19 protein-coding genes and 1 pseudogene are annotated in these 22836 nt (G+C 64.7%); 6 read left to right on the top strand and 14 right to left on the bottom strand.

Annotated elements, in window-relative coordinates; translation table 11 throughout:
* Positions 1 to 116 precede the first annotated feature (116 nt).
* From A5695_RS08755 to A5695_RS08715, 10 genes and pseudogenes are all read right to left on the bottom strand, one after another.
* Positions 117 to 473: pseudogene (locus tag A5695_RS08755) on the bottom strand (acyl dehydratase); the annotation flags it as partial.
* Positions 466 to 693 (bottom strand): hypothetical protein, encoded by a 228-nt coding sequence (locus A5695_RS28365; RefSeq protein WP_156749531.1) that lies wholly within the window; start codon positions 691 to 693, stop codon positions 466 to 468. The gene A5695_RS28365 and the pseudogene A5695_RS08755, both read right to left, overlap by 8 nt.
* A gap of 381 nt (positions 694 to 1074) precedes the next feature.
* Positions 1075 to 2136 (bottom strand): saccharopine dehydrogenase NADP-binding domain-containing protein, encoded by a 1062-nt coding sequence (locus tag A5695_RS08750; protein WP_068080022.1) that lies wholly within the window; start codon positions 2134 to 2136, stop codon positions 1075 to 1077.
* Between the two features lie 2 nt (positions 2137 to 2138).
* Positions 2139 to 3170: a hypothetical protein gene (locus A5695_RS08745; protein WP_068080020.1), complete on the bottom strand. Its 1032-nt coding sequence runs from the start codon at positions 3168 to 3170 to the stop codon at positions 2139 to 2141.
* Between the two features lie 13 nt (positions 3171 to 3183).
* Complete coding sequence (locus A5695_RS08740; RefSeq protein WP_068080107.1) at positions 3184 to 4077, bottom strand: SDR family oxidoreductase; 894 nt, start codon at positions 4075 to 4077, stop codon at positions 3184 to 3186.
* Positions 4078 to 4115: 38 nt separating this feature from the next.
* Positions 4116 to 5723 (bottom strand): PEP-utilizing enzyme, encoded by a 1608-nt coding sequence (locus A5695_RS08735; protein WP_068080018.1) that lies wholly within the window; start codon positions 5721 to 5723, stop codon positions 4116 to 4118.
* Positions 5720 to 6088 (bottom strand): DUF4286 family protein, encoded by a 369-nt coding sequence (locus A5695_RS08730; protein WP_068080016.1) that lies wholly within the window; start codon positions 6086 to 6088, stop codon positions 5720 to 5722. The genes A5695_RS08735 and A5695_RS08730 overlap by 4 nt, the downstream gene beginning before the upstream one ends.
* Positions 6089 to 6193: 105 nt before the next feature.
* Complete coding sequence (locus A5695_RS08725) at positions 6194 to 7273, bottom strand: oxidoreductase family protein (RefSeq protein WP_068080014.1); 1080 nt, start codon at positions 7271 to 7273, stop codon at positions 6194 to 6196.
* Positions 7270 to 8223: an SDR family NAD(P)-dependent oxidoreductase gene (locus A5695_RS08720; protein WP_068080012.1), complete on the bottom strand. Its 954-nt coding sequence runs from the start codon at positions 8221 to 8223 to the stop codon at positions 7270 to 7272. The genes A5695_RS08725 and A5695_RS08720 overlap by 4 nt, the downstream gene beginning before the upstream one ends.
* A 103-nt stretch (positions 8224 to 8326) precedes the next feature.
* Positions 8327 to 11215 (bottom strand): AAA family ATPase, encoded by a 2889-nt coding sequence (locus A5695_RS08715; RefSeq protein WP_082945922.1) that lies wholly within the window; start codon positions 11213 to 11215, stop codon positions 8327 to 8329.
* Positions 11216 to 11334: 119 nt separating this feature from the next.
* Between A5695_RS08715 and A5695_RS08710 the strand changes: the two genes are divergently transcribed.
* A complete protein-coding gene (locus tag A5695_RS08710; RefSeq protein WP_068080008.1) occupies positions 11335 to 12234 on the top strand; it encodes an alpha/beta fold hydrolase in 900 nt (299 codons plus the stop codon).
* Positions 12235 to 12245: 11 nt separating this feature from the next.
* Here A5695_RS08710 and A5695_RS08705 read toward each other — a convergent pair whose 3' ends face one another.
* Positions 12246 to 13457: a cytochrome P450 gene (locus A5695_RS08705; protein WP_068080006.1), complete on the bottom strand. Its 1212-nt coding sequence runs from the start codon at positions 13455 to 13457 to the stop codon at positions 12246 to 12248.
* A gap of 103 nt (positions 13458 to 13560) precedes the next feature.
* A complete protein-coding gene (locus tag A5695_RS08700; RefSeq protein ID WP_082945921.1) occupies positions 13561 to 14607 on the bottom strand; it encodes an AraC family transcriptional regulator in 1047 nt (348 codons plus the stop codon).
* Positions 14608 to 14709: 102 nt separating this feature from the next.
* Here A5695_RS08700 and A5695_RS08695 point away from each other — a divergent pair, with 102 nt between their 5' ends.
* Together A5695_RS08695 and A5695_RS08690 are read left to right on the top strand one after the other, a co-directional pair.
* Complete coding sequence (locus tag A5695_RS08695; protein WP_068080002.1) at positions 14710 to 16134, top strand: FAD-binding protein; 1425 nt, start codon at positions 14710 to 14712, stop codon at positions 16132 to 16134.
* Between the two features lie 118 nt (positions 16135 to 16252).
* Positions 16253 to 17194, top strand: coding sequence for a hypothetical protein (locus tag A5695_RS08690; RefSeq protein ID WP_156749529.1), 942 nt, complete (start codon positions 16253 to 16255; stop codon positions 17192 to 17194).
* 7 nt (positions 17195 to 17201) lie between these two features.
* On the opposite strand, the gene A5695_RS08685 is transcribed toward A5695_RS08690, so the two are convergent.
* Complete coding sequence (locus tag A5695_RS08685) at positions 17202 to 17825, bottom strand: TetR/AcrR family transcriptional regulator (RefSeq protein WP_068079998.1); 624 nt, start codon at positions 17823 to 17825, stop codon at positions 17202 to 17204.
* Between the two features lie 193 nt (positions 17826 to 18018).
* On the opposite strand from A5695_RS08685, the gene A5695_RS08680 reads away from it, so the two are divergent.
* Both A5695_RS08680 and A5695_RS08675 read left to right on the top strand, forming a co-directional pair.
* Positions 18019 to 19074 (top strand): hypothetical protein, encoded by a 1056-nt coding sequence (locus tag A5695_RS08680; protein WP_068080105.1) that lies wholly within the window; start codon positions 18019 to 18021, stop codon positions 19072 to 19074.
* Positions 19075 to 19087: 13 nt separating this feature from the next.
* Positions 19088 to 20209: a phosphotransferase family protein gene (locus tag A5695_RS08675; RefSeq protein WP_068079996.1), complete on the top strand. Its 1122-nt coding sequence runs from the start codon at positions 19088 to 19090 to the stop codon at positions 20207 to 20209.
* A 64-nt stretch (positions 20210 to 20273) separates the two neighbouring features.
* On the opposite strand, the gene A5695_RS08670 is transcribed toward A5695_RS08675, so the two are convergent.
* Complete coding sequence (locus A5695_RS08670) at positions 20274 to 21407, bottom strand: LLM class flavin-dependent oxidoreductase (protein WP_068079994.1); 1134 nt, start codon at positions 21405 to 21407, stop codon at positions 20274 to 20276.
* Positions 21408 to 21689: 282 nt separating this feature from the next.
* On the opposite strand from A5695_RS08670, the gene A5695_RS08665 reads away from it, so the two are divergent.
* On the top strand, positions 21690 to 22832 hold the full coding sequence (locus A5695_RS08665; RefSeq protein ID WP_068079992.1) for a TIGR03857 family LLM class F420-dependent oxidoreductase: 1143 nt from the start codon (positions 21690 to 21692) through the stop codon (positions 22830 to 22832).
* Positions 22833 to 22836: the final 4 nt, after the last annotated feature.

Raw genomic sequence — 22836 nt, 5'->3', positions numbered from 1 at the left:
ATCGACGGCAGCTTGTCATCATTTTTGAATCTATAGTCAATTTGACTGTGTGAACCGCGCTTGTCAAGTATGTTTTCGCTGCTTACGGCGGTGATCTGAACGAGGACCGGCTACGGCGGAAGTCGGCAGCTGTGCTCTTCTCCGGCCCGGGCAGTCCGGGTGTGCAAGGTGTCACCGAGTTCGGGATAGCGGTGAAAGCTCAGACCCCGATAGAAGAAATTGGCCTTCACCCGCTGCGTCGCCAGCGTGGACTGACCGATGGCGAGGTCGCAGACGTATCCCGGATGCGCTATCGCCGATGCCGAACCGGTGACGGCTCGGCTCAGGGTGTGATCGAGCGGCAGTCGTAAGCGATCACCGACGATCATCTGATGCGCTGCTGCACCGCCGGCGGTCAGCGTCACGGCCGGCGCGGCGTCGAATACCGTTCCGACCGTGAGGTCCTCGAAGAACGGCCTACCAGACTCAGTCATTAGGTTCGGTCTCCGGGGAGAGCGCTACGACACCGAGCAGTGCGGCGGCTAATGCGGGCACGGCGATCGCCAAGCCGGGAACCGACATCCGTTCGCGGCGGACGCCGGCTGCGCCCACGCACGCATCGGCGAGATCAGTTGCCAATCCAACTCCGAGCACGGTGCGTCGGGCTCCGCCGTGCACGCGGGCAAGTAGCGTCGCGTAGCCAATCTCGCGCACACCGAACAGTCGAGTCGAAACGTCCGGTGCCGCTCCGGAAGTCCCAAACAGGGCCTGGAGCGCGCGTGGCGCCAGCAGTGCGACCAGACCTGCACCGAGTCTGGTCGCTATGAGCAGTCTCACCGCGGACCTGCGTTGGTGTGGTGCGAATCGTCTCATGGTGATTCCTGTTCCGTGTGTTCGAGTAGGTGATTGTGGAGGGCTTGGCGAGCAACCTGAGCAGCTTCTCACGTCCCTTCGGGTTGATTCGAAAATAAGGTGTCCGTTGTTCAAAAATCCTTGTGCGGTCATGGATCCGGTTCGTTTCGCCGCCTGTGCAGAGGTGGTGTTGATGGCGGCGGCGATGTCATCGGGCGTCGGCAGTCCTACAGCGGATTTCGGTTATCGAATGAGATTCGACGAGATTCGGCCGACGGTAGCACCCAGCTCGGCGGATTCGACGAAGGGCGGTTTGGTGACCTGACCCCAGGCCTGGAGGCCGGGTGCCCCCGCACCGTCGAGCAGGCCGAGGGCGGCGCTGAAACCGGCGCGCGCCGTGAAGTCGTAGACGTCGCTGATGTGCACTCGGGCGGTCGCGCGGCGGCCGCCGCCCTCGGCCACCGCGGTGGCGGTCGCGCGTCCTCCGCCGCCGTGGTGTTCACCGCCGCTGGCCCAACGGTCGACGCCGGCTCGAGCCAATCTGGCGATCCGGCTTCGGGACAGTAGTGATGCCGTCGCTGCGAGCACCGGCCCGCTGACCATGGGCGCCGTTGTCTGGGTGAAGCTTTCGATGCGCGCCTGCGGCCACCTGGCGCCGAGTGCGATCGGGTCGGGCGTGGGGAACTGCACCCCCCGCCCGCCGGGCAGTCGTCCCGACCTCGAACCCGCACGCAGGAACGTCACCGCTCCTGACGGATGATGCCGTGGCGCACCACCGGCCAGGATGTCGATCATCGATCGTGCCGTCGCCGCGGAGGGCTTCATGCCGACGATCCGGTAGGCGATCGTCAGTGATTCGACCGTCGGAAGGTTCGCCGCGACCAGCGCGGCCGCGAGGTCGCCTGAGGCGCCGACGCCGACGGACGGCACCAGCCGCACGTTCACTTTCGCGGCCGCGCAGGACAATTCGGTGGATACTTCGTACACCCATCGAGGCTCGCCGCTGAAGTCGACGTAGTGAGCGCCGGCCCGGATCGCGGCTTCTGCCACGGGCCGCCCGAAGGCGGTATACGGTCCGACGCTGTTCACTACGACGGTCGCATCGTCAAAGGCTTGATCGAGTTGGTGTGGTTCGAGCGAGCTGACGCGTACCTGCAGCGCGGTGCCCTGGGCGAGCCGATCCAGGGGCTGGCGGCGGCGTCCGACCACGACGGTGGGAATGTCGGCGTCCGCAGCGAGCGCGGCGATGCGGGACCCGGTGGATCCGGTCGCGCCGATGACGACGAGCGTTCCCGTACCGGCCAAGATCAGCGGTCTCCGAGGCGGCGGCTGATTTCGAGCAGGCCATAGGTGACCTCGCCGTCCCAGGTGTACTTGACGGCGACTTCTTTTGTCACCCAATGCTTCTCCTCAAGCATCCGTTTGGGGTCCATGCCGGCAGTTAATTGGCTGGGAGCGAAGCAGGTCCAGTAGTAACCCTCATTGAGGGTCTCTGCCTCGATGACGTGGTCCTTGCCGTCGGCGCGGAACACGACTTCGAATGTCTTGTCGTGGTAGTCGTTGCGGCCGGGACCCCAGTAGGGACCGCTGACGTACTCGGCCTGCTTAAGCTCTCCATCGATGACCACGTACGGTGTCGCTGAACGAACCGTTTCGCCCTGCTCCATGTTCAGCGTGCCGATCACTCGGCCGCTCTCTGGCCAGGTGGCGACGGTCCAGACGTGCCCGGTGAACAGTTCGAGGTTGCGTGGCCCGACGCTGTGATCTCGGTAGCCGGGGCCCCCGATGGTGATTTCCTTGTCGAAGTAGCGCAGGTAGCCGCGGAAAGTGCCGCCTTGCTCGTAGCGCACGTCGTAGCCGGTGGTGAGGTTTCCGTCCTCGGCGCGCTTCGACTGGAACATCGGAGAGCAGCCCTCCCAGATGATGTCGAACTTAGTGGGAACCGGGTATTGGTCGAACCCTGAGAATCGGTTGCGATTCTCCTCCTGGGTGGTCAGATAGGTGACGCCGTCGAAAGTCACTCGCCACTGCCGCAGAGGCTCCATGCACTCAAAGATCAAGGTTCCATCGCCCATGCCGGTCGAGGTCTCATAACGGCCGAAATTCCGGGCCATCAGCAGGCGGCCGTCGCCGAGGGCCAGGCAGAAATCACCTTGCCACAGCGTCGTATCGTCGGCGACCAGACCCATGTGGTGGTAGAAGAGGATCTGGTTTTCGGGATCGTAGCCCTGGAATAGACAATTTTCATTGGCCAGCGGCAGGTTGCGAGGCGCGGGCTGGTGGTGCAGGTCCCGGGCGGGGTCGATCCCGAACGGGTTCTCACGGGTCTTGGGTGCCATCTGCGTAACCTCTCTATTTCTTTGCGTTGTTCGTGGATGGGGTTGTGGCGACGCCTGCTTCGGCGGCGGAGCTGACGCGTTTCTCTTTACTGGCGAACATCACGGCTGCCGAGATGACGCGGGCGAACAGCCCTGCCGGCAGCAGGTGTCCGAGCGCGGCGATGGACCGGCTGGCGGGGTCGACGCCGGTGACGGTGCGACCGGCTTCGGCGGTGCGATATGCCGCGCTCGTCACCTGGCGCGGCGTGCACAGCAGCGGGCCCAGGCGCGACCAGTCAGCTCCGTGATCGGTGTTGTCGACAATGCCGGTGTCGCGTACGGGTCCGGGACACGCCACTGTAAAAGTGACTCCTGCTGCGCCGTATTCAGCGTCCAGCGTGCGAGTCAACACCACCAGGTAGTTCTTGATCGGGCCGTAGAACGTATTGAACGGAGTGGCCGGCATGAAGCCCGCCGCCGACGCGATGTTGATCACCTGCCCCCATCCACGCCGGAGCATGCCGGGCAGGAATCGATAGATCAGTTCGGCGGGCGCGAGAGCCATGACGCGATTGACGGTCTCGTGCTGTTGCCAATCGAATTTCAGCATGTGACCGTCGAGCATCAGACCGGCGTTGTTGACGAGCACGTCGACCTCCAGCCCCAGTTCGGCTGTCTGATCGGCGAGCATGGCTGGCACTGCGGGATCGGCGAGGTCTGCGCCGATCACCTCAACGCGGACGCCATGTCGGTGTCGCAACTCGTCGGCGAGCTCGTCCATCGGGCCCGTGCGTCTCGCCACGAGAACGAGGTCGTGGTCCTTTTCGGCGAGCAGTCTGGCGAAGTCCGCCCCGATCCCTGACGACGCTCCAGTCACCAACGCGGTGAGTCGGCGTTCGGCGACAATCCGGTCGCGCGCGGCGGTCATCGTTTGTCCTCTCTGCAGGGGGATTGCGCTCATCTGGATCATGCGGGCTTGTCAGCGGCGCGTTTGAGGATCTTGACGACCCCGGCCGTGCCGTCGACGCGAACGTAGTCACCGTCCTTGAGCACGTGAATTGCGTTGCGTGTGTTGATCACCGCGGGTATGCCGAGCTCGCGGGCGACGATCGCGCCGTGGCTCAACGGACCACCGACATCGACGACGACGGCACCGGCGACGAGAAAGAGCGCCGACCAGGATGGATCTGAAGTGTCGCAGACGAGGATCTCTCCGTCGTCGAGGTCGGCCTCCGCAGGGTCGCGTACGACACGGACGACACCTTCCACGACGCCGTGGCTGGCGCCGAGTCCGGTGATCTCGGTGACCTGGTCGCCAGTCAGTTCTGAGATAACCTGAACTTCCGGGACGCCCTCCCATGTTTGCGGGAGTTCGACCTTCGCGTATTCGTCGCGTTGTGCGCGTCGCTGGGCGGTGACGGCTTTCCAGTCAGCTTTACGGTCGTTGACGATCTCCTCGACGGTCAGATAGGCGATGTCCGCGGCGTCGTCGAGTTCACCGCGGCCAACCATGTCCTCGGCGATGACGCGGGAACTGGCGCGACACACGTCGATGGCATGCAGCAGGGTCGCCTTCCCCGTCTCGCGCAACGGAAAGAACGCACTAGTGGCGAACAGCACCGCACGGGCGAACACCCGCCGGGGGAGGGAGAGCCCCGACAGGAGTTCCTGGACCGCTGCGACGCGGTCCTCGGCGACTTCACGAGCCTTCACCCGGGGAGAGCGTTCCTCGGACATGCTTCGATAGGAGCGCAGGATCTCGGCCAGGGCATCCGGGTCGTCACGCCACACCGGGCTCGATGCGGACGCTTCGTTCGGACCGTGAAAACCATAGCGGCGCAAGAACTCTGCAACGTCGCGGTTGCCGCGAGAGACTTCCCACAGCATTGCGACCATCTCAGCTTCCTCCAATGAGCGAAGGCCGCGCGCGATGCGCAGTTCCAACCCGGGGGAGCCCGCACGAGCGCAGAGCTTCGTGAGTTGCTCGAAGGCCGCCTGCGTCAGGAAGGTGCCCAGGGTGTGCGGCCGCATGTAGCCGGCCATCCGGTCCTGCGCTTCCGACATCCGTCGCCGAGCGTCGTCGGCGGTCGCTGTCTCGAGGGCGTCGATGGAGTCGCGCCACCACTGCTGGCTCTCGACGAACATCCCACGGATGACCCGCACTACGGTTGCGGCTGCGATGGGCGCCTTCACGGCGACTAGGGGGTACCGGCGCCTGGATGCTCGGCTTGGGATACCCGCACGTACGTTGCTGAACAGCTGCTGTTCGAGTGCGTCGCCGGACGTGAAGGGCGTTCGGTCGGCGAGTGACCGCAGGAGGTCGACGTTGGCGACCAGCCGACCGTAAATGACCGTGCAGATGCGCTCGTCGCTGTTGGAGTTGTGCCGGGCTGCGGACTCTGGGAGGACGCCGAGCTCGCAGAAAGCGCCGAGGGTGCCGACCGTCACCGGCCGCATCCAGAAGCTGCTGCTCAGTGGTGTCACCACTCCGGCGAGGTTCTCCTCGGCATTGACCGTCGTCCAATACGTCGTCGGTCCGCCGGGTTGGTGTAGTGGATCGTCCGCGATCGTCATGCAGAGACCCCTCGTAGGCTCTCGCCGATCGGGAGTCCGATCGATGCGCCGAGGTCCGCCATGTCGAGAGTGACGTCGATGTCGGCACGTCCGTCCGCCAGAGCTGCGCGAAGGCCATCGCAGAATGCGCTGAGTTCCTCCTTGGTCGTGGCGGTCAGCTCATAGATGGCCAGGTAGCGCTGGTGCGGCCCCGTGACACCGGGGAGAGTCTCCACATCGTGTACCAACTTGTAGCGGCTGGCACGAATCACCCCCGGAATGTTCGCGACATCGGGTAGGTGCTTGTCGTCATACCAAGCGTTGTAAGCGTTTTCGGTTTGAGGACTTGTCGGTCCCGTGAAGGCGAGCATCACTGCGTTGTGCATGACGGCAACGGTATGCGCGGTTCGGTTTCGGCATCGCCACCAGCCCGGGGTGGTCTTTGTCCGGTGAGATGGTGGGAATTCGGGGGTGTCGCACCCCTCTCCTGCTCAGACACCGAGCGCCGAGAGCATGCCGAGATCCTCGGCGGCGGCCGCAAATCTCCCGCCCACCGTGGCCTTGTAGTCCTCGCTCTGGTCGGCATCGCCCGGGGTGAAGTAGTTCATGACCCCGTGCATCAGCCGGCGACGGTAGTCCAGCCAGAGCTCGTCCAGCGACGGTGCCGAGTCCACCCGAGCGGTCAGCGCCTGACGGTAGTGTTCCAGGAGTTCCCGTTCGTGCGTACGCCTGTCACTTGTCGACATCGCTCCGGCCAGCAGGTAGGCCACGTCGACTGCCGGCCGTCCCCGGCTGACGACCTGGAAGTCGAGCAGGCCCACCGTGTCGCCCACGAAGTACAGGTTGCCGATGTGCAAGTCGCCGTGAACGACACAGGCCGGACCGCCCCGCGCGTGTTCTACCATCGCCTCGACTGCTCGCGCGACCACCGTGCGGTCGCGCAGCCAGTCGGGCAAGCCGGCGCATCGGGGACGCTGGATGACGTCGTCCCAGTTCGCAGGGACGGCGAGGGCGTGGAATATCGGCCCAAGAATGTCCGTCAGGAAGGGTCGCTCGAGCATGCGGTCGTCGTTCCACCACTGAGCGTGGAGGACCGCGGCCTGCTCCAGCGCGGCGGCGACGGTGTCCGCGCCGAGGGGGCGGTCGAACCGCCCGAAGCTGTACCCCGCCGCAACGAGATCCTCCATGACGATCACAGCCGATCGTCGTTCGTCGGTGTCGGCGTACCAGGATCTCGGCATGACCAGCTCGAGTTCGGGCGCGAGATCGCGATAGAAATGGCCTTCCGCTACCCACAGACGGCTGAACGGGCCGGGCTCGGTGTCGTCGGCGTCGGGTCGAGAGGGGTTGTCGAGTGACGCCTTGATGCAGAACTGATCAGGGAGATCGCCTCGCAGATCATCGTCGTCGTATCGCACCGAGACGCGGTACTTGCTCGCCCATGACACGTGACCGCCTGCGAAGCTCAGGTCGGTGATGCGGATACCGGGATGCGTCGACTGCAGGCATGCGGTCAGCCACTCCGGCGTCAGATCCTCGGGCTGACGGGGCAGGGCGGGGCGCGCATTCACGAAGTGACGTCGACCGTGCTCGCCGCGCGCTGGGCGGCGTCGGTCATCAGCCAATCCATGAATGCCAGCGCGCCCTCGTGGACCTTTAGTTCGCCAGCTGCCGCGACGAGGTCCGTGGCGGAATCGCGTAGTGCTTCGGGAGTGGGCTCCGACCACCACCGGCCGGCAGGTTCACCGGTGACGATCCGTGCCGTCCGGCCGGCCCCGGTCTCGAAGAAGGCACCCGTACACGGGCAGCTCTCGTGGGCCAACCACACGACGGTTGGCGAAACCAACTCGGGCCGAAGGAGTGGCCTGAGTGTCGCGATGGCCTCGTCGTCGAACTCGCCTGCCGCCGCCATGCGAGTGAATGCCGCCGGCGCGACGCTGTTGACCTTAATGCCGTGCTTGGTGCCCTCGATTGCGAGCGCCCTCGTCAATCCGGCGATCGCCCCCTTCGCACTCGAGTACTCAGGCGATCCCTCCTCTCCGTAGAACCCGGCACACGACGTGGTCGTGATGACCCGTCCGTAGCCCTGATCAATCAGGTGTGGCCACGCGGCCCGCAACAACCCGTAGGTGCCTCCGGCGTGTACGCGCCAGGTTCGTTCGAAGTCGTCGAAGGATGTCTCGCGAAGTGGTTTGCGCGGCAACAGTATTCCCGCGTTGGCGACGATGATGTCAATCCTGCCGAAGGCGTCCAACGCTGTGTCCACGATCTTCTGGCCACCTGAGCTCTCGGATACGTCGGTCGTGTCCGCTACGGCCTCCGCTCCCGTCGCGCGGATCGCATCGACGACGTCAGCGGCCGGGCCGGGTGACGGCGCGTCGCCGACGACGCTGCCCCCGAAGTCGTTGACGACCACTCGGGCGCCGCGTTCGGCCAGCGCGATGGCGTGGGCGCGTCCCAGGCCGCGACCGGCGCCTGTGACGATGGCAACGCGGCCGTCCAATCGCATGAGTTCCGACATGACTGCTCCTTCTGAAGGGCCGGATGTTCCATCCCACGCTAGGACTGGTGAGGCCCACATTTCTCCACCCACCGGGGGTGGTGTTTTCCGTGAGCAAGGGTGGTCATTCGCTCGTCCACTCGCTCTCGGATGCGTTGTGCCCGAACGAACTCAGTGCGGCACCGACGTCCTCTCGCCGCGACACGCCCAGCTTCCGGAAGACGCTGCGAAGGTGCCAGTCGACGGTGTTCTTGGTCAGCAGCAAGGTTTCGGCGATCACCCGGTTGCTGTGGCCGTGAGCGGCCAGCTCGGCGATTCTCCGCTCGCTTCCGGTGAGCGAGGCGGATCCGGTGATGGAGGCGCGTCGTGGTCGCGCACCTGCCGACAGGAGTTCCTCTCGGGCAGCATTCTGCAGCACCACGGCGCCACAGCGGTAGGCGATGTCCATCGCTCGTCGTAGCGGGTCGCGAGCGGCGACCCGCTGGCCTCCTTTCCGCAGGACCCTGCCGAGATCCAGCAGCGACTTGGCGAGCTCGAGCTCTCGTGCCGACTTCTCGAGCACGTCGATCGATTCCGTCAGTGACTCAATCGCAGCGCGCTCAGCTTGGCCTCGCGCCTTGATCCGCAGTGCGGCGCCGAGAGCACCGTGGAGCGACTTCTCTCTCGCCAGCGCGATCTCGGCGTCGACGAACCCGTGCGCCCCGGACGGGTCCTCCAGCAGGAACGCCGCTTCGGCGGCGTGGGAACGCCATGGCAGCACGGCCGGGTTGCCGACAGTGAACGGCTCGAGATCATGGCCGGCAGCGACAAAGTCCGAGAGTGCGCCCGCGGCGTCGTGACATGCGAGCTTCAGACGCCCTCTGGACCAGTGGAACCACGCATTCAGACCAGAGGCCTCCGGACGCGCGGGCTCCATCTCGCCCGAGCGGATCAGCTTCTCAGCGGCAGTGAGGTCTCCCGTCTCGATGAGGCAGTCGACGAGGAAGCCGTGTGGTGCTGGCACTGTCGCGTGCCAGCCGGTCGCGGTTCCCTCGATCGCAAGTTCGGCCGCGCTCCGCGCTTCGTGTACCCGTCCTATCCGGTGCAGCACCATCGCCTGCAGGAATGACGCCTCCGCCAGCGCCAGCCCCGAACCGCGTTGCCGCGCGTGGGCCAGTACCCGATCGACAACGTTCGCCGCGAAGGTTTCGCGCTCGCAGAAGAGCAGCGTGACGACGATCAGCGAGGTTCCGACGTCGTCGTCGGAATCCGGATCGTCCATCAGGGCGTGGCCCTGGAGGGCCAGCGTCGCGATCTCGGCGGGCGACGTCAGGTCGTCGGAGGTCAGTCCGCGCTGAACTGCCAGGGCGGCAAGCAGATTGCGTTCTGCATCCGACACCGGTGTGCGCTGCGTGACGGGTGCGGCCAACGCCTCGAGGCGTGAGTGTGCGGCGGTGCGGCCGTCGGCGACGAAGTTTGACGAACACGCCCAGCCAGCGTGAAACGCCATCAACAGTTCGGCATCACGGGCGAAGAGCTCCGTGCCAAGGCGAAACACGTCGACGGCCTCACGGTGGCGGCCGTAACGGTGCAGCGTGCGGCCCAGTGCCTGGAGGGTTCGCGCTCGCTCGCCGTCATCCTCGACGTGGGCGAGCGCCTCCTCGAAGCGACGAAGGGAAGTCGTCCTGCCGCAAGCAGCCTCGGCAAGTCCGAGATCGAGCAGGAGTCGCGAGCTGCGACGGGCCGGGGGACTCCAGTCGACGGCACGGGTCAAGTAGCTCACCGCGACCTTTGGTGCCCCCCTGGCCGAGGCTGCCCGGCCAGCGTCGTGCAACGTGTCGTGCGCCCACCGTTCGAGCGTCGGCGTACCGAGCGCCAGGTGGCGGGCAATCTCCTGACTGCCCGCGCCGGCATCCCGCAGTAGACGGGCAGCTTCGCTGTGTGCTCGCGTCCGGGAGGGCACCGGGATGTCGTCGTAAACGGCCGCATGGATGACCGGATGGTGGAACTCGGTCGTCTCGGCACCGGCAAGGATTCCGCGTGCGATCAAGCGTCCCACGGCAATTCCAACCCGATCCGCGTCCAGCCGAGCGAGTCCCGCCGCCATCGTCATTGTTGCGGAGTCGCCGAGCACGGCGCAGGCTCGTGCCAGTTCGAACGCATCCTGGCCCAGGTGGGTAAGGCGCTGCACGACACTGCGAGTGACCGCTTCCGGCGCGAACTTCACCAATTCCTCGGCCGCGGTCGATCGCCAACGCTCCGGCTCGTCACGTAGCGCGGCGACCAGTTCGCGCACGAGGAAAGGATTGCCCCTCGTCGCGCGCCAGGCAGCGTCAGCCATTTCGGGGCGATCGGCGATGGTGGGGGCATCGAGGCTGAGCATGGTGCGCACCGCCTCTCTACTCAGTTCGGCAGGGTGGAGGTAGTCGATGTCGCCAACGTCGGCAATCGACGCAAGGCGCGCGGATTCCAGACCGTCGTCAGGGCGGCGGAACGCCATGACGAGGCAGACCGGTAGGTCATCGAGGCGTTGCCACAGGTAGTGCAGAAATCGCAGGGACAGCTCGTCGGCCCAGTGCACGTCGTCGACCAGCAGTGCCAACGGTTGTCTTTCGGCGAGGTTGACGATCGCCCAATAGAGGCCATGAACCAGTGCGAACTCGTCGGCCCCGGTCGGATTGACGACCGCCGTTGCGTCGTCATCCAGCAGGGCACGTGCCATCCCCGCGCGGCCTCGAAGGAGCTCGGTGCGCTCAGCGGCTGGTGCTCGCACGAACCGGGCCTCGAGCAGTTGAAGAGCCAGACCGAAGGGATAGTCCTGTTCGAGCGCGCCGGCGCGGGCGGTAAGCACCGACATGCCCTCCCCGGCCGCCATCCCGGCGGCTTCGTGTAGCAGTCGAGTCTTGCCGATACCAGGCGGCCCCACGACGAGTATCCGTCCGCCGCGGTCCTCGCGTGCCGAGGCCAGCGCCTCGGCTAGGCACTTCAATTCATCGTCCCGCTCCAACGGGGCTCGGGGTGTCTCGGGGAACACCGCACTCCTCCAAACGCGTCGCGTTACCGCTCAGATGCACAATCTAATCGGCGATAGACTTATCGGAATCGTTTTCCCTGGAGACGTCCAGGTTCGCCGGCGGGGACGAGGAGGTGTGCGTGGCGATTGAGGAGTATCCGGCCATGCACCGGGTCGAGGCGAACGGTGTGGACGTGCACTACTTCGATGTCGGCAGTGGACCTCTCGTGCTGCTGTACCACGGCTTTCCAGACACCGCTCACAGTTGGCTGCCGGTGGCGCGTCGACTGGCGGCGGAAGGCTATCGCGCGGTCGCGCCCAACCTCAGGGGGTACTACCCGACGTCGAAGGGGCCGGACGGGGGCGCCTCGCTCATCGACGGTGGGCTCGATGCCCTCGGCTTGATGACCGCGCTGAGAGCCGAGCGCGCCGCGATCGTCGGGTGCGACTGGGGTTCGCTGGTCGCCTACGCGGCGGCTCACCTGGCTCCGGAACGCATCTGGAAGGTGGCGCCGGGGACCGGAATGCATCCGGCCAACCTCTCGTTCTCCGATCCCGAATTGCTTTATCGTTTCCGCCACTTCGTCGTTCATCAGTTCCGTGGTCTTGCCGAGTTGCATGCTCGCCGCAACGACTGGGCCTACCTCAACCGGCTGTACCGACGGTGGTCGCCGACGTGGGACTTCGACGAGGCTGATCTGAGGGAGGTGAAGAATGCCTTCCGGGCGGGCGGGATTGGTGGGCCCTTCGCGTGGTACCGCAGTCTGGCGGCGGCGCAGGTACTGGCGTCGTATCGCGGTCAACGCGACATCATGAGCAGGCTGACCACCGTGCCGGCGCTGGTGTGGGCGGGTACCGCCGACGGCGCGACCCCGGCCCGGTTCACCATGGGCCAGGAGGCCTTTCATATTGGTGGCCTCACCACGCGATTCGTCGAGGGTGCCGGTCACTTCCCGCATGCCGAAAAGCCGGATGAGACAGCGGATCTGCTCCTCGAATTTCTCGGCCCGGCCGCAAGGGCTCCGCGGCAGCTATCGTGAGCTTCTCGGCTTCAGATGCGTACCGGCATGGTGATCCGACTTGGGGAAATGAAGTCGTTCCGCCATGTTTGCTGCTCAGTGAGGATGGACAGGGTGGGGAAGGCCTCGAACACGCGTGGCAACACGATTCGGCCTTGAAGACGGGCCAGTTGAGCGCCGATGCAATAGTGCACGCCTCGACCGAAACCGAGGTGCCGGTTGGGATGACGCGTGATGTCGAAGCGCTCGGGATCGTCGAACTGACGGGGATCCCGGTTGGCCGACGCCATACCGGCCCACACGAGGTCGCCCTGCTGGAAGGAATGGCCGGCCAGCTGCACGTCGCGGGTTGCGACCCGGCCGGTCCAACGTCCCGACGGCTCCAGACGGACGATTTCATCGACCGCTCCAGCCATCATCTGCCGGTCGCGCATCACCAGTTCGAGTTGGTCGGGATGATCATGCAGGAACTGGAGTCCGTTACCCAACATTCCCACGATGGTGTGTGAACCACCGGCCAGAAGCGCGGCCACAGAGGAGACCAACTCAGCAGTGGAGAGCTTCTCGCCGTTTTCCTCGGCGGCGATGAGCAGCCCCAACAGATCGGCACGTGGGTTACTTCGCCGATGCTCGATGAGCGAGACCGTGAACTCACTCAATTCTCCGGCCAGCTCGAGCGCCTCGGCTCGCGCCTGCCCGGTGACCGCTGCATCGAAGACGTTGACGAAGGCCGTCGTCATGCGTTTGAAGTACGGATAGTCGCCGGGATCAATTCCGAGGATCTCGGAGATGACACGAATCGGCACAACGTGCGCCACCACCTCGTTGTAGTCCACGATCTCGCCACGGTGCGGGATCAGATCGGCGATCACCTCGTCGACCACGGACTCGACGGTCTGTTCCCAGAGCAGAATCGCCTTGGCCGAAAACGCATGTCGGACGAGGGATCGCAAACGCGTGTGCGCTGGTGCATCAAGGAACAGCAGGATGTTGCCCACGGTATCGACCGCGAGCCGCTGCCGTGCGCTGCCTTCATCGTGCGCGGCTTGCGGGCCGCCCAAGAAGATCGCACTCGAGAACTCGTCGGGCATCGACAAGATCTGCATGACATCGTCGTATCGGAAGAACAACGTCCCGAGCGAATCCACGGCGTGCACGCCGTCACCGTCTTCGCGCATGGCAGCGAACACGCCGTGCATCTTCGGTGCGTCGATCGACTGCAGGTCGAAGCCGGCCAAGGTCATCCTGGAACCCCCGAACGGACGTCAAGTTGTCGTTGTGCACACACCGTGCACAACGACAACGCTACCCCGTCATGTGAGTCGCCGCGGCGATCCCGCGCAATATCTAACCAATATTCGAATCGGTGGACGTGCGCGTCGCCGAACCGCACCGCATCCGATAGGTGCTGGGCGTCATCCCGTGCCATCGCTTGAAAGCATGTGTCAGCGCCGAGGCGGTGGCGAAACCGGTGCGCTCCGCGATCGCGGCGATCGACAGCTTCTCGTCGACGAGCAACTGTTCGACGCGTTGGCGTCGCACGAGCTCATTGATGTCGCGGTAGGAGGTGCCCTCCGCCGCGAGATGACGCCGGAGCGAGCGCGGAGTCGTGTGGAGGTCACGTGCGACGATCGGCAGCGATGGTGTCGCCGCAGGCGATCGTCCCAGGCGCTCATACACGAGGCCCGTCATGCCGATCATCTCGTGGCGGCGTTGCTGGATCGTCAGACAGTGCTTCTGGCACATACGCGCGGCGCGTTCGTCCGCTTGGGGCAGTTCACGGTTCATATCGAACGCAGGTACACGAAGCCACGTCCGCGACATCGACGGGCGGGGCCCCACGCCCAGTAGTGCGCGGTACGGGGAGGCATCCTCCACCGCGTATGCCAGGCCCGCGTCCATCACGCGCGGTGCCGTTCCGCCGAGCACGGAGAAGATGTTCCAGAGGATGCCGATCTCGTGGTCCGTAACGAAACGCCTAACCGCCGTCGGCAGGTGCGTCGCATCCACTTCGATGCAGACGGATGCGCCGTCGCCGTGCACCGACACCTTGGCAAAACTCAGAGCTTGATCCTGAAATCGCAGGCCGACCTGGAGGGCTTCGGTCAGGGTGCGACTGCTCATCAACGCAAATCCGAGCATTCCGAACGCCCCGATCGTGTATCGGCCGCCCGCCGTCAAGCCCGGTGACGGGTCGGCTGGCAGCACCCCCGCGAGATTCTCGATGAGTCGAAGCTCCTGGTGTGTCCGGATCTCGGCGTCCGGGTCCGTAAGGTCGCCCCGTCCGAGCCCGGTGCCGGCGAGCATTACGTCCTGGCCGATACCTCGGGCTGCGCCGAACGCCATCAGCACCCTGGCACTTGCGGCAGTTCGCATGGCTCCGAACGAGATCACCAGCCGATGGTAGGTCGCGCATGGTAATGGCCGCAATCAGCAACTAACTGGCCGAACCGCGCATTGTCGCGACCACGGGACGAACTTTACGGTGCCATCACTATGGCTAACCCGGAGAACACATTTGACGTGATCGTGGTCGGCGGCGGAGCGGCCGGCGCGGTCTGCGCTGCGACCCTCGCTGCGCGGGGGGCGCACACGCTGCTCGTAGCCGAGACTCGCGAACTGGGCCGCAACCTGCGAAGCCCGATCGTCGACGGGCACCGGGCGATCATCCAGCATCCGTGGTGGCACGTCGGTTGGGGTGGCGGCGCCTGGGCGCGGGTGATGCGCGAACACAACCTCCCCGCCCGCGTACATCTCGAGACCGACGCCGTCCTGGGAGTACGGGGCGGTGCCAGGATCACGCTGCCTACCGTTCTGTCGGCCAAGTCCGTCAGCGACGCGCTGTTCGCGATTCTCCCCGTGGAGGACGAGAACATCCGCAGCGGCGTCGAGCGCGCGCTCTACCATGCGCTGGCCATTCCCTACGAAGAGTTGTTCGCCCTCGCGGACAAGCCGTTCACTGAGTGGTTGGATGACATCGGGGCCGATCCAATCTCGAAGATGATGATGGTTCAGCTGGGCGCCATGTTCACCAGCTTGTCTGCCGAGTCCATCCCCGATCACCTCTCGGTATTCGGCGCCGTGGCGAGCCTGCGGTCGTTCCTGGGTGGCGAGAGCTGGACATGCGTCATCGAACCCGATGCGCAAACCGGTCTGGTCTGGCCGCTCGGCGAGGCGGTAAAGAAGTACGGAAGCGAAGTCTGGACCGGCACTGCCGTCGCGCGAATCGTCGTCGTAGACGGACGGGCGGTTGGGGTGGAGATGAAGGACGGTCGAACCGCGCGCGCCGCGCATGTCGCCATGGCTGTCGGAAACCCGCGTCTCCCAGCTCTTCTGGATCCGTTGCCGAGTGAGTTAAGGGCGCCGCTGGAGAAGGAGTCGCCGCTGGCCCTCGACGAGGTATTCGTGCTCACCCTGCTCAAGCAGCCTCTCGTCGACGTCAAGACCTTCCTCATCCTGGTCGACCCCAGCACGGGTGGCCTGGTGTGGATAGCCCCGAGTAGCACCGTCGCGCCGTGGTTCTCACCCGACGATCGACAATTGGTCCCGGTCTGGATAAAGGACCTTCCTGGCAAGGCCGCGCTCGACGACGCCGCGGTCGACGAATACGTCGACACCGTGCTCGAGGAGCTATATCCCGGCTGGACCGAGGCCATCGATGCTCGTACACATTTGCGGCACGGCCATCACTGGTTGAACCCGGCCTACCTGGGCCCGAAGGTGCCGAGGCGCTCGCCGACGGTCGACGCACTCTGGTACGTCGGCGAGGGTACGACCCCGGTGGGGGGGTTGGGCCTCGAGCAGGCGGCGCATGCGGGCTACACGGGCGCTCTCGAGATCGTGGACAGCCTCGGCCTGAGCCGCGACATCGATCCCACGCGAGTGGTCGGCGCCTTCGCGACCGAGGCAGCGGTGCTCTGACGTGACCACGGCAGACCTGTCTCACGGTATTCACCAGGGAGACAATCCATTCGAGTTCGATGGCGCGCGCGATCTCTTGCAGCCCACTCATCCTGAACTCCCGCATTACAGCGAAACGATGTTCTTCATCGCGGTCAATCCGCAATCCGGCGACTCGGTCTTCGTCCATGTGGGCCGACAACCGGGCGATCTGGAGATGTGGTGGGCGCAGACGATCGCGGTGCTCGCAGATGGGCGGATCGTGGCGGACCGTTCCTTTGGACGAGCGCCGGACGACCGAGGCCCTGCCACAGGCAATCTCAGAATCACGTGTGTCGAGCCGCTGCGGAAGTGGCACATGACGTTCGACGGTGCGGGCGAACTCACGAATGCGACCGAGATGGCCACCCGAGTTGTCGGCGCGGGCTTGGCGGTTCGGATGTCGTTCCACGTCGAGTTCAGTGCCGCCGCACCCGTGTGCGACTTCGCCAGGATTCTGGGGTCGGGCGCGTTCGACTGGGCGAACGCGCATCAGGAGCAGAACCTCTGGTCGAAGGGGCAGCTGCGCATCGGTGACGAAACCTTCGACGTCACCGGTGTCGGATTTCGTGATCACTCCACCGGCCCTAGGGATTTCAGCAAGATGGGTGGCGATCACTTCGCCTTCGGCGGCTTCCCGGCGAGCCGGCGCACCTTCCACTCGCTCGTCGCGTGGTCGCGTGAGACGGAGGACGTGGCGATCCGGATGTTCGGACTCTACGAAAATGGGATCTACGAGATCATCCCGCATGTCGAGATGACCGGGCTTCGGGATAACGTCAGCGCCGAGCCCAGGACGGTGGACTTCGCAATTCGTCGCCCCGGCGACGATGCGTTCCGAGTGACCGCGGAGGTCATCAACCACTTCACCATCACCCTCGGTTATCCGAACGAGAACATCAACGGAGCGCTCTTGGGCAGGGACGACGTGTTGTCGTCGTTGGCGATCGTGAAGTTTCGTTGGTCCGACGGGGAAAGCGGCGCCGGACTCGTCATTCGCGACTACCGGCCGTCCACGTTGCCATCGGAGCGTTCGCGCTGACCCGCTGTCAGTCGTGCATGTCGTAGAGCGTGTGCCAGACGATGTCGGTCAGCGACTCCAGCAGACGTCGCTGCTGACGCGCGTTCGCCGACGTCGCCATCTGGTACAGACCCCGTTCCACCATCCAGATCAACCACCCTGCAATCTCCTTGGGATAAAGCGAGCCTCTGATGGTGCCGCCACGCTGGCCCTCCCGGATATGACGTTCCAGGCGCACGATCGAGCCGCGTTGCAGCCGTTGGACTTGCCCCTGAACTTCGGGCTCGTAGGCCGATGCCTCCGTCAGGGCGGCCATCGTGAATTTATTGGGCAGATACAGGTCGAAGACTCCACCGAGCGCATCCATCAAGTCGCCACGTGAGGCTCCCGCCTTCAGCTGCCACCACGGCCCCGCCGCCACCAACGCATCGCGATACAAATCCGCGGCGACTTCGAGAAGGAGTTCGGACTTCGCCTTGAAGTTGGCATAGTACGTCGCACGTGCCACACCCGATTCGGCCAGGATGTCGTCGACCGTGATCTCCGTGTATGCCTTCCGCGCGAGCAGTCTGCGCATGCCCTCGACCAGCGTGGCGCGGTAGTGCGCGCGCTGCTGCTCGCGGGTCCGCCGGATGTTCGACTGGCCATTCATGCAGGAAGTGTAGGAACTGCACTCCGCACTCCTTGCGTAGTGGTCCGATAGAGGGTCGGTCGGCAGCGGCTGAATAAACTCATACTTGACATCTGACTTTATTCTGGCATAGAAAAGTGCTCGGTGTCACAACGGCTTGGTGGGTGCATGGTCCCGGGCTCGACGCCGGTCCTCTCGCGAACTGAAGGTGGTCATGTCACAAACACTTGAACCCCGAATTCTGCACGGCGACAACCCGTTCAGCGTTCAGCCGGAGCACGAGTTGCTACATGCCGTGCGGCATGACGTCACGGACTGGAGTGAGACGCAGTTCTTCCAGGTCTGGAGTCCTGAGGCCGGCGTGGGTTTATTCATCCACATCGGCAGATGGCCCGGTGACCTCGACCTCTGGTGGGGTCAGGTGATCGCGATGCTGCCCGACGGCACGCTGCTGGCCGACAGGTCGTGGGGTCGAGCCGTCGACGACCGCGGGCCCGCCACCGGCAATCTGCGGGTGGAGTGCGTCGAGCCGCTGAAAAGGTGGCGAGTGACGTTCGACGGCGCGGGCGAGCCGACGACACGCGAGCAGATGGCGAAGGGTCCAGTCGGATCGTCGCGTGCTGTCGCGTTCAGATTTGCCGTCGAACTCGACGCCGCCGCACCAGTGTGGGATATGCATGGAGCACTTGGGTTCGAGAACCTCAGCTGGGCTGCGTTCCATCACACCCAGGGATTCCGGACCACGGGCACACTCTCGACCGAGGGTGGACGGGAATGGCGGTTGGACGGCGTGGGGTATCGCGATCACTCAAGCGGGCCGAGGAACTTTGCCGACTTCGGCGGGTTGCACTTTTTCGTCGCCGTCTTTCCGGAAGTCGGTCGTGTGTCCAATGGACTGGTGAATTGGCGTCGCCACGGCGACGTGGATCATCGGGTCTTCTCGATACAACAAGACGGCAGGTGCGAGATCGGCTACGACCTGCGCATCACGGGGCTGGAAGATCTTGCGACCCACCGGCCACACGACGTCGTGGTAGAACTCGGCGGTGAGACGCCCCGTCGCTATACCGCGGAATGGTTGCACGGTTACACGCTGTCGCTGCTGGAGCCGAACCTGAATGTCAACGGTGCCGCCCATGACGAAGAGGAGGATCCGCTGTTCGTCACTCAGGGCGCTTTCCGCATCGTCGCCGAGGATGGCGCCGAAGGCTGGGCCGTCATCGAGCGTGACTATCGGCGTTCGATGCTGCCGTCTGTCGAGATGCGCTGAAGGGAGGTCACGAATGGCTCTGTCGAACACGACCGACCCCCAGCGCGCGGCGACGTCGCTCGCTGAATGGTGGGAGAAGACCCATCCGGGTGACACCGGTGTCACGGTTACAGATCTTCACATGCCGCACTCCGCCGGGATGTCCAGCGAGACAATTTTATTCGATCTAATTAGGATCGACGCCGACGGGTGTACCCACCTCGAGAAGCTGGCTGCGCGGGTCATCCTGCCCGGCGGTGAGGTGTTTCCCGATTACGACCTGCGCCGAGAAGCCAGCGCGATGGAGTCCGTGGGCGCCACCACGAAGGCACCGGTTCCCGCTGTGCTCAGCGTCGAATACGACACAGCGATTCTCGGCGGCCCGTTCCTGCTGATGCAACAGCTTCATGGCCGAACGCTCGGGGATGACCCACCGTTCACCGCCGGTGGCTGGTTTACCGAGCTGCAACCCGAACAACGTGCCGCGATATTCGAAAACGGCCTCGCTGCACTGGCACAGGTCCACCGCGCGGACACGAGTGGATTCACATCGGAGATCCTCGGCCATCCGGATCGGGCCGCTGGCAGTGCCACGGGACAGCACATCAAATACTGGCAGGACTTCTTCGAATTCTGCCGAAATGGCAAGGCACACAGGGTAGTCGAAACGGCGCTGCAGTGGCTGACCGATAACGTCCCGGAGGACGAGTCCGCACTCGGGCTCGTCTGGGGTGACGCGAGGCCGGGGAACATGATGTTCGACGACGACTGCCGGGTCACCGCGGTGCTCGACTGGGAACTGCTCGCCCTTGGTCCCGCCGAGATCGACCTCGGTTGGTTCGCCTTCCTGAACAGGATGTACACCGAGGGGATCGGAGTGCCGATACCCGACGGAATGCCCAGCCAGGAGCAGATGCTCGCTCGATACAGCGAACTCGCCGGCGCTCCGCTACTGCACACCGAATTCTACGAGATTCTCGCGGGCACCCGGCTCTCCATCGTCATGATGCGTCTGGCGCACATGCTCATGGACAAGGGGTTGATGCCGTCCGACAACCCGATGCCCACCACCAACCCGGCGTCGATGGTGCTCGCCGGTCTGCTCGGTATCGATCCGCCGGGCGCGGAGACGGGCTGGGTGACCGGGCACCGCTAAGGTCCGTGAAACGGTCGGGGCCATCCGATGGCGGTCGGATGGCCCCGAACCCGTCACATCGGGGTCACGCGCGCAGGTGAGTCATGAACTCCATCGCCCGGGCTCCGCATGCGTCTGCCTCTGCAGGCCCGAGCACCAATGGCAGCACGTCGACCAGGCCTACGAAGGTTGCTCCGGCTTCGACGTATTGGCGTGCGATGGCGGCGCATTCAGCCGGTGTGCCGACGTGCAGCGCACGTTCGACCATCTTTGCCGGCGTGCGGTCGACAATCGACTGAGCCTCGGCCTCTGAGAGTTCGAACGGGTTGAATCGGATCGCGTAGTTGTAGTCGAGCGGCATCACCGGCTCGAGACCCTCTCGTTGCCAGGCGCTTTGACTGCTACGGCCGAAGATCGGGGCAAAGAACTTCATCAACGGGTTATTGAAGGCGCGCTGCAGAACCTCGGCATCGTCGTGCATGAACGTGGCGAACCACACCCCGAAGCCGAAAGCCTCGGGGTCGCGGCCATGCGCCTCCACACGTTCCTTGAGGTGCTTGACTTGGGCGGCGTAGTGCTCGGGATCCAGCGTCCCGACCGGGGCGTTCGTCTCGAAGCCGTCCGCGTACTGCGCGGCGAGCTCGATCAGGCGTGGGCCACCTCCGAGTGCCCAGAGCTCGGGGCGTCGCTCCGGACGGGCCGCGCCCAGGAACGCCTTATCGAACTTCCAGTAGTTGCCGTCGAAGTCGAACGGTTCGTCCCGCTCCCATAGCAGGCGGGAGAGCCGTAGGACGTCTTCCAGCCGACCCAGTCCCTCCTTCCTGCGGTACCCGAACGGCTTGGCTTGACGAAGCTCGCCTGCGCCGATTGCGAGGACTGGACGACGGTCCGTCGCCGTCGCCAGCGTCATCAGACTGCGCATCAGCTCGGCAGGGCGGGCGCGCACGGCGTCGGTCGATAGGTGCACGCCCAGACGGGAATTGGCTTGCGCGGCCATTGCCGCGAGCAGGAACGGATCGTTGGTCGAATGAAGGGGGAGCAGCTCGGCGAAGCCTGTGTTGTCGGTGTTCCAGAGATGCTCGGGGAACCAAGAGGTCAGTTCATCCCATGCCCAGAAGGTGTCCACGGCGCCGCTGGCGACCATCGCGTCGACGAACGGTGCTATTTGGGCCGTCGGAATGTTGCGGTTGTTGCCGTACGGAATCGCCGTTTCCAGCAAGGGGTCTCCTCGTGTCGCGGGAACTGTGACTGTCGTCACGGGACAAGCGGACATTATCATCGCGCCGCGAAAAAACAAACTAGTAGTCTGATTTGTTGGTGTGGGTTATAGTTTCCAAATTGTGTTCATACACAGCTTATTTAGATGACACGCGCGCCCCTGGCAGCCGCTCGTGGCATGTAAAATGGACTATCCATATGAGTTATTCGAAGGCGTCGGTCGCAACGACGCCGCGCGCCTTCGCTTCGAGAACCAGCCATTGCACGAGGAGGACTAGTAGGGATGCCAGCGCAATCCGATGTCATGGAAGCGACTGGGGCGGCGCCGGTCGTCGACGACCTAAGTACGTTCGTGTTGGGTGGGCGCCTTCAGTCGCAATTGCCGGATGGCCTGGCGAACACGACCGAGGTGAGGACCCCGATCCAGGGCTTCGCCGACGCAATCGACGCTGAACGGATTGGCTTTCGCCGAGTGTGGTTGTCCGAGAGATTCAACATCAAGGAAGCGGCCACCCTCCTCAGCGGGATGGCGGCTCACACGAGCCGGCTCGAACTGGGTACTGGTGTCATTCGGCCCAGCGATCGCCACCCCAAGCTGATGGCCGCGTTCGCGGCGACCATGCAAGCGTGCTACGGGCCGCGATTCGTGCTCGGACTGGGGCAGGGCGAAGCCGATTACAACCGCGTCGCGCTGGGCCTCTCGGCCGCTCCCGGATACGCGGGGCTGGTCGACTACGTCGGGCTTCTGCGCCAGTTGTGGCGGGGGGAGCGCGTGGACTACGACGGTCCGGCAGGGAGCTTCCACGGGCTGGCGATGGGCGACACCTACCACGGTGATCCACCCCCCGTTTGGTACGGCAGCTTCGGCGGTCCGCGTGCGGCAAGGGCAGTCGCAGAAGCGTTCGACGGGATCATGCTGTGCCCCTTGCTCACTCCCGAAGCCACCCGGGCAGCGCGGAAGAACATCGACGTCGCTTGCGAGAGGATCGGGCGCGATCCGGGCACGGTCCGAGTCGCCCAGTGTGTAATCACCGCACCCGATCTCGACGAATTCGAGACTCGCCAGCAGACGTACGCGCGTGCGGTGACGTATATGCAGATCGACCACTGGGCGAAGGCGACCGTGAAGGTCAACAACTGGGATCTCGCTCCGGCGGTGCGGCTGCAGCAGGCTGATGAATTTGCCGGAATGGCATCCGCCGACGAGCATTTTCACCGGCGGGATCTTATGGAGGCGACCAGATTCATCCCCGACGAGTGGATAGCCGAATCGTGCGCGCTGGGCACTTCCGAACAGTGCGTCGACAAGATGCTCGAATTCCGCAACGCCGGTGCCGACGAGATCATCATCTATGGCACGACCCCGGGGCAGAACCAGGGCGTCGTCGAGTCCTGGCGAGCCCGGGCTTCATCCGGAAGGTTGTAGCCGC

This window comes from Mycobacterium sp. E1747 (assembly GCF_001667775.1).
Classification (GTDB): domain Bacteria; phylum Actinomycetota; class Actinomycetes; order Mycobacteriales; family Mycobacteriaceae; genus Mycobacterium.
This window is presented reverse-complemented; position numbering and strand designations above follow the sequence as displayed.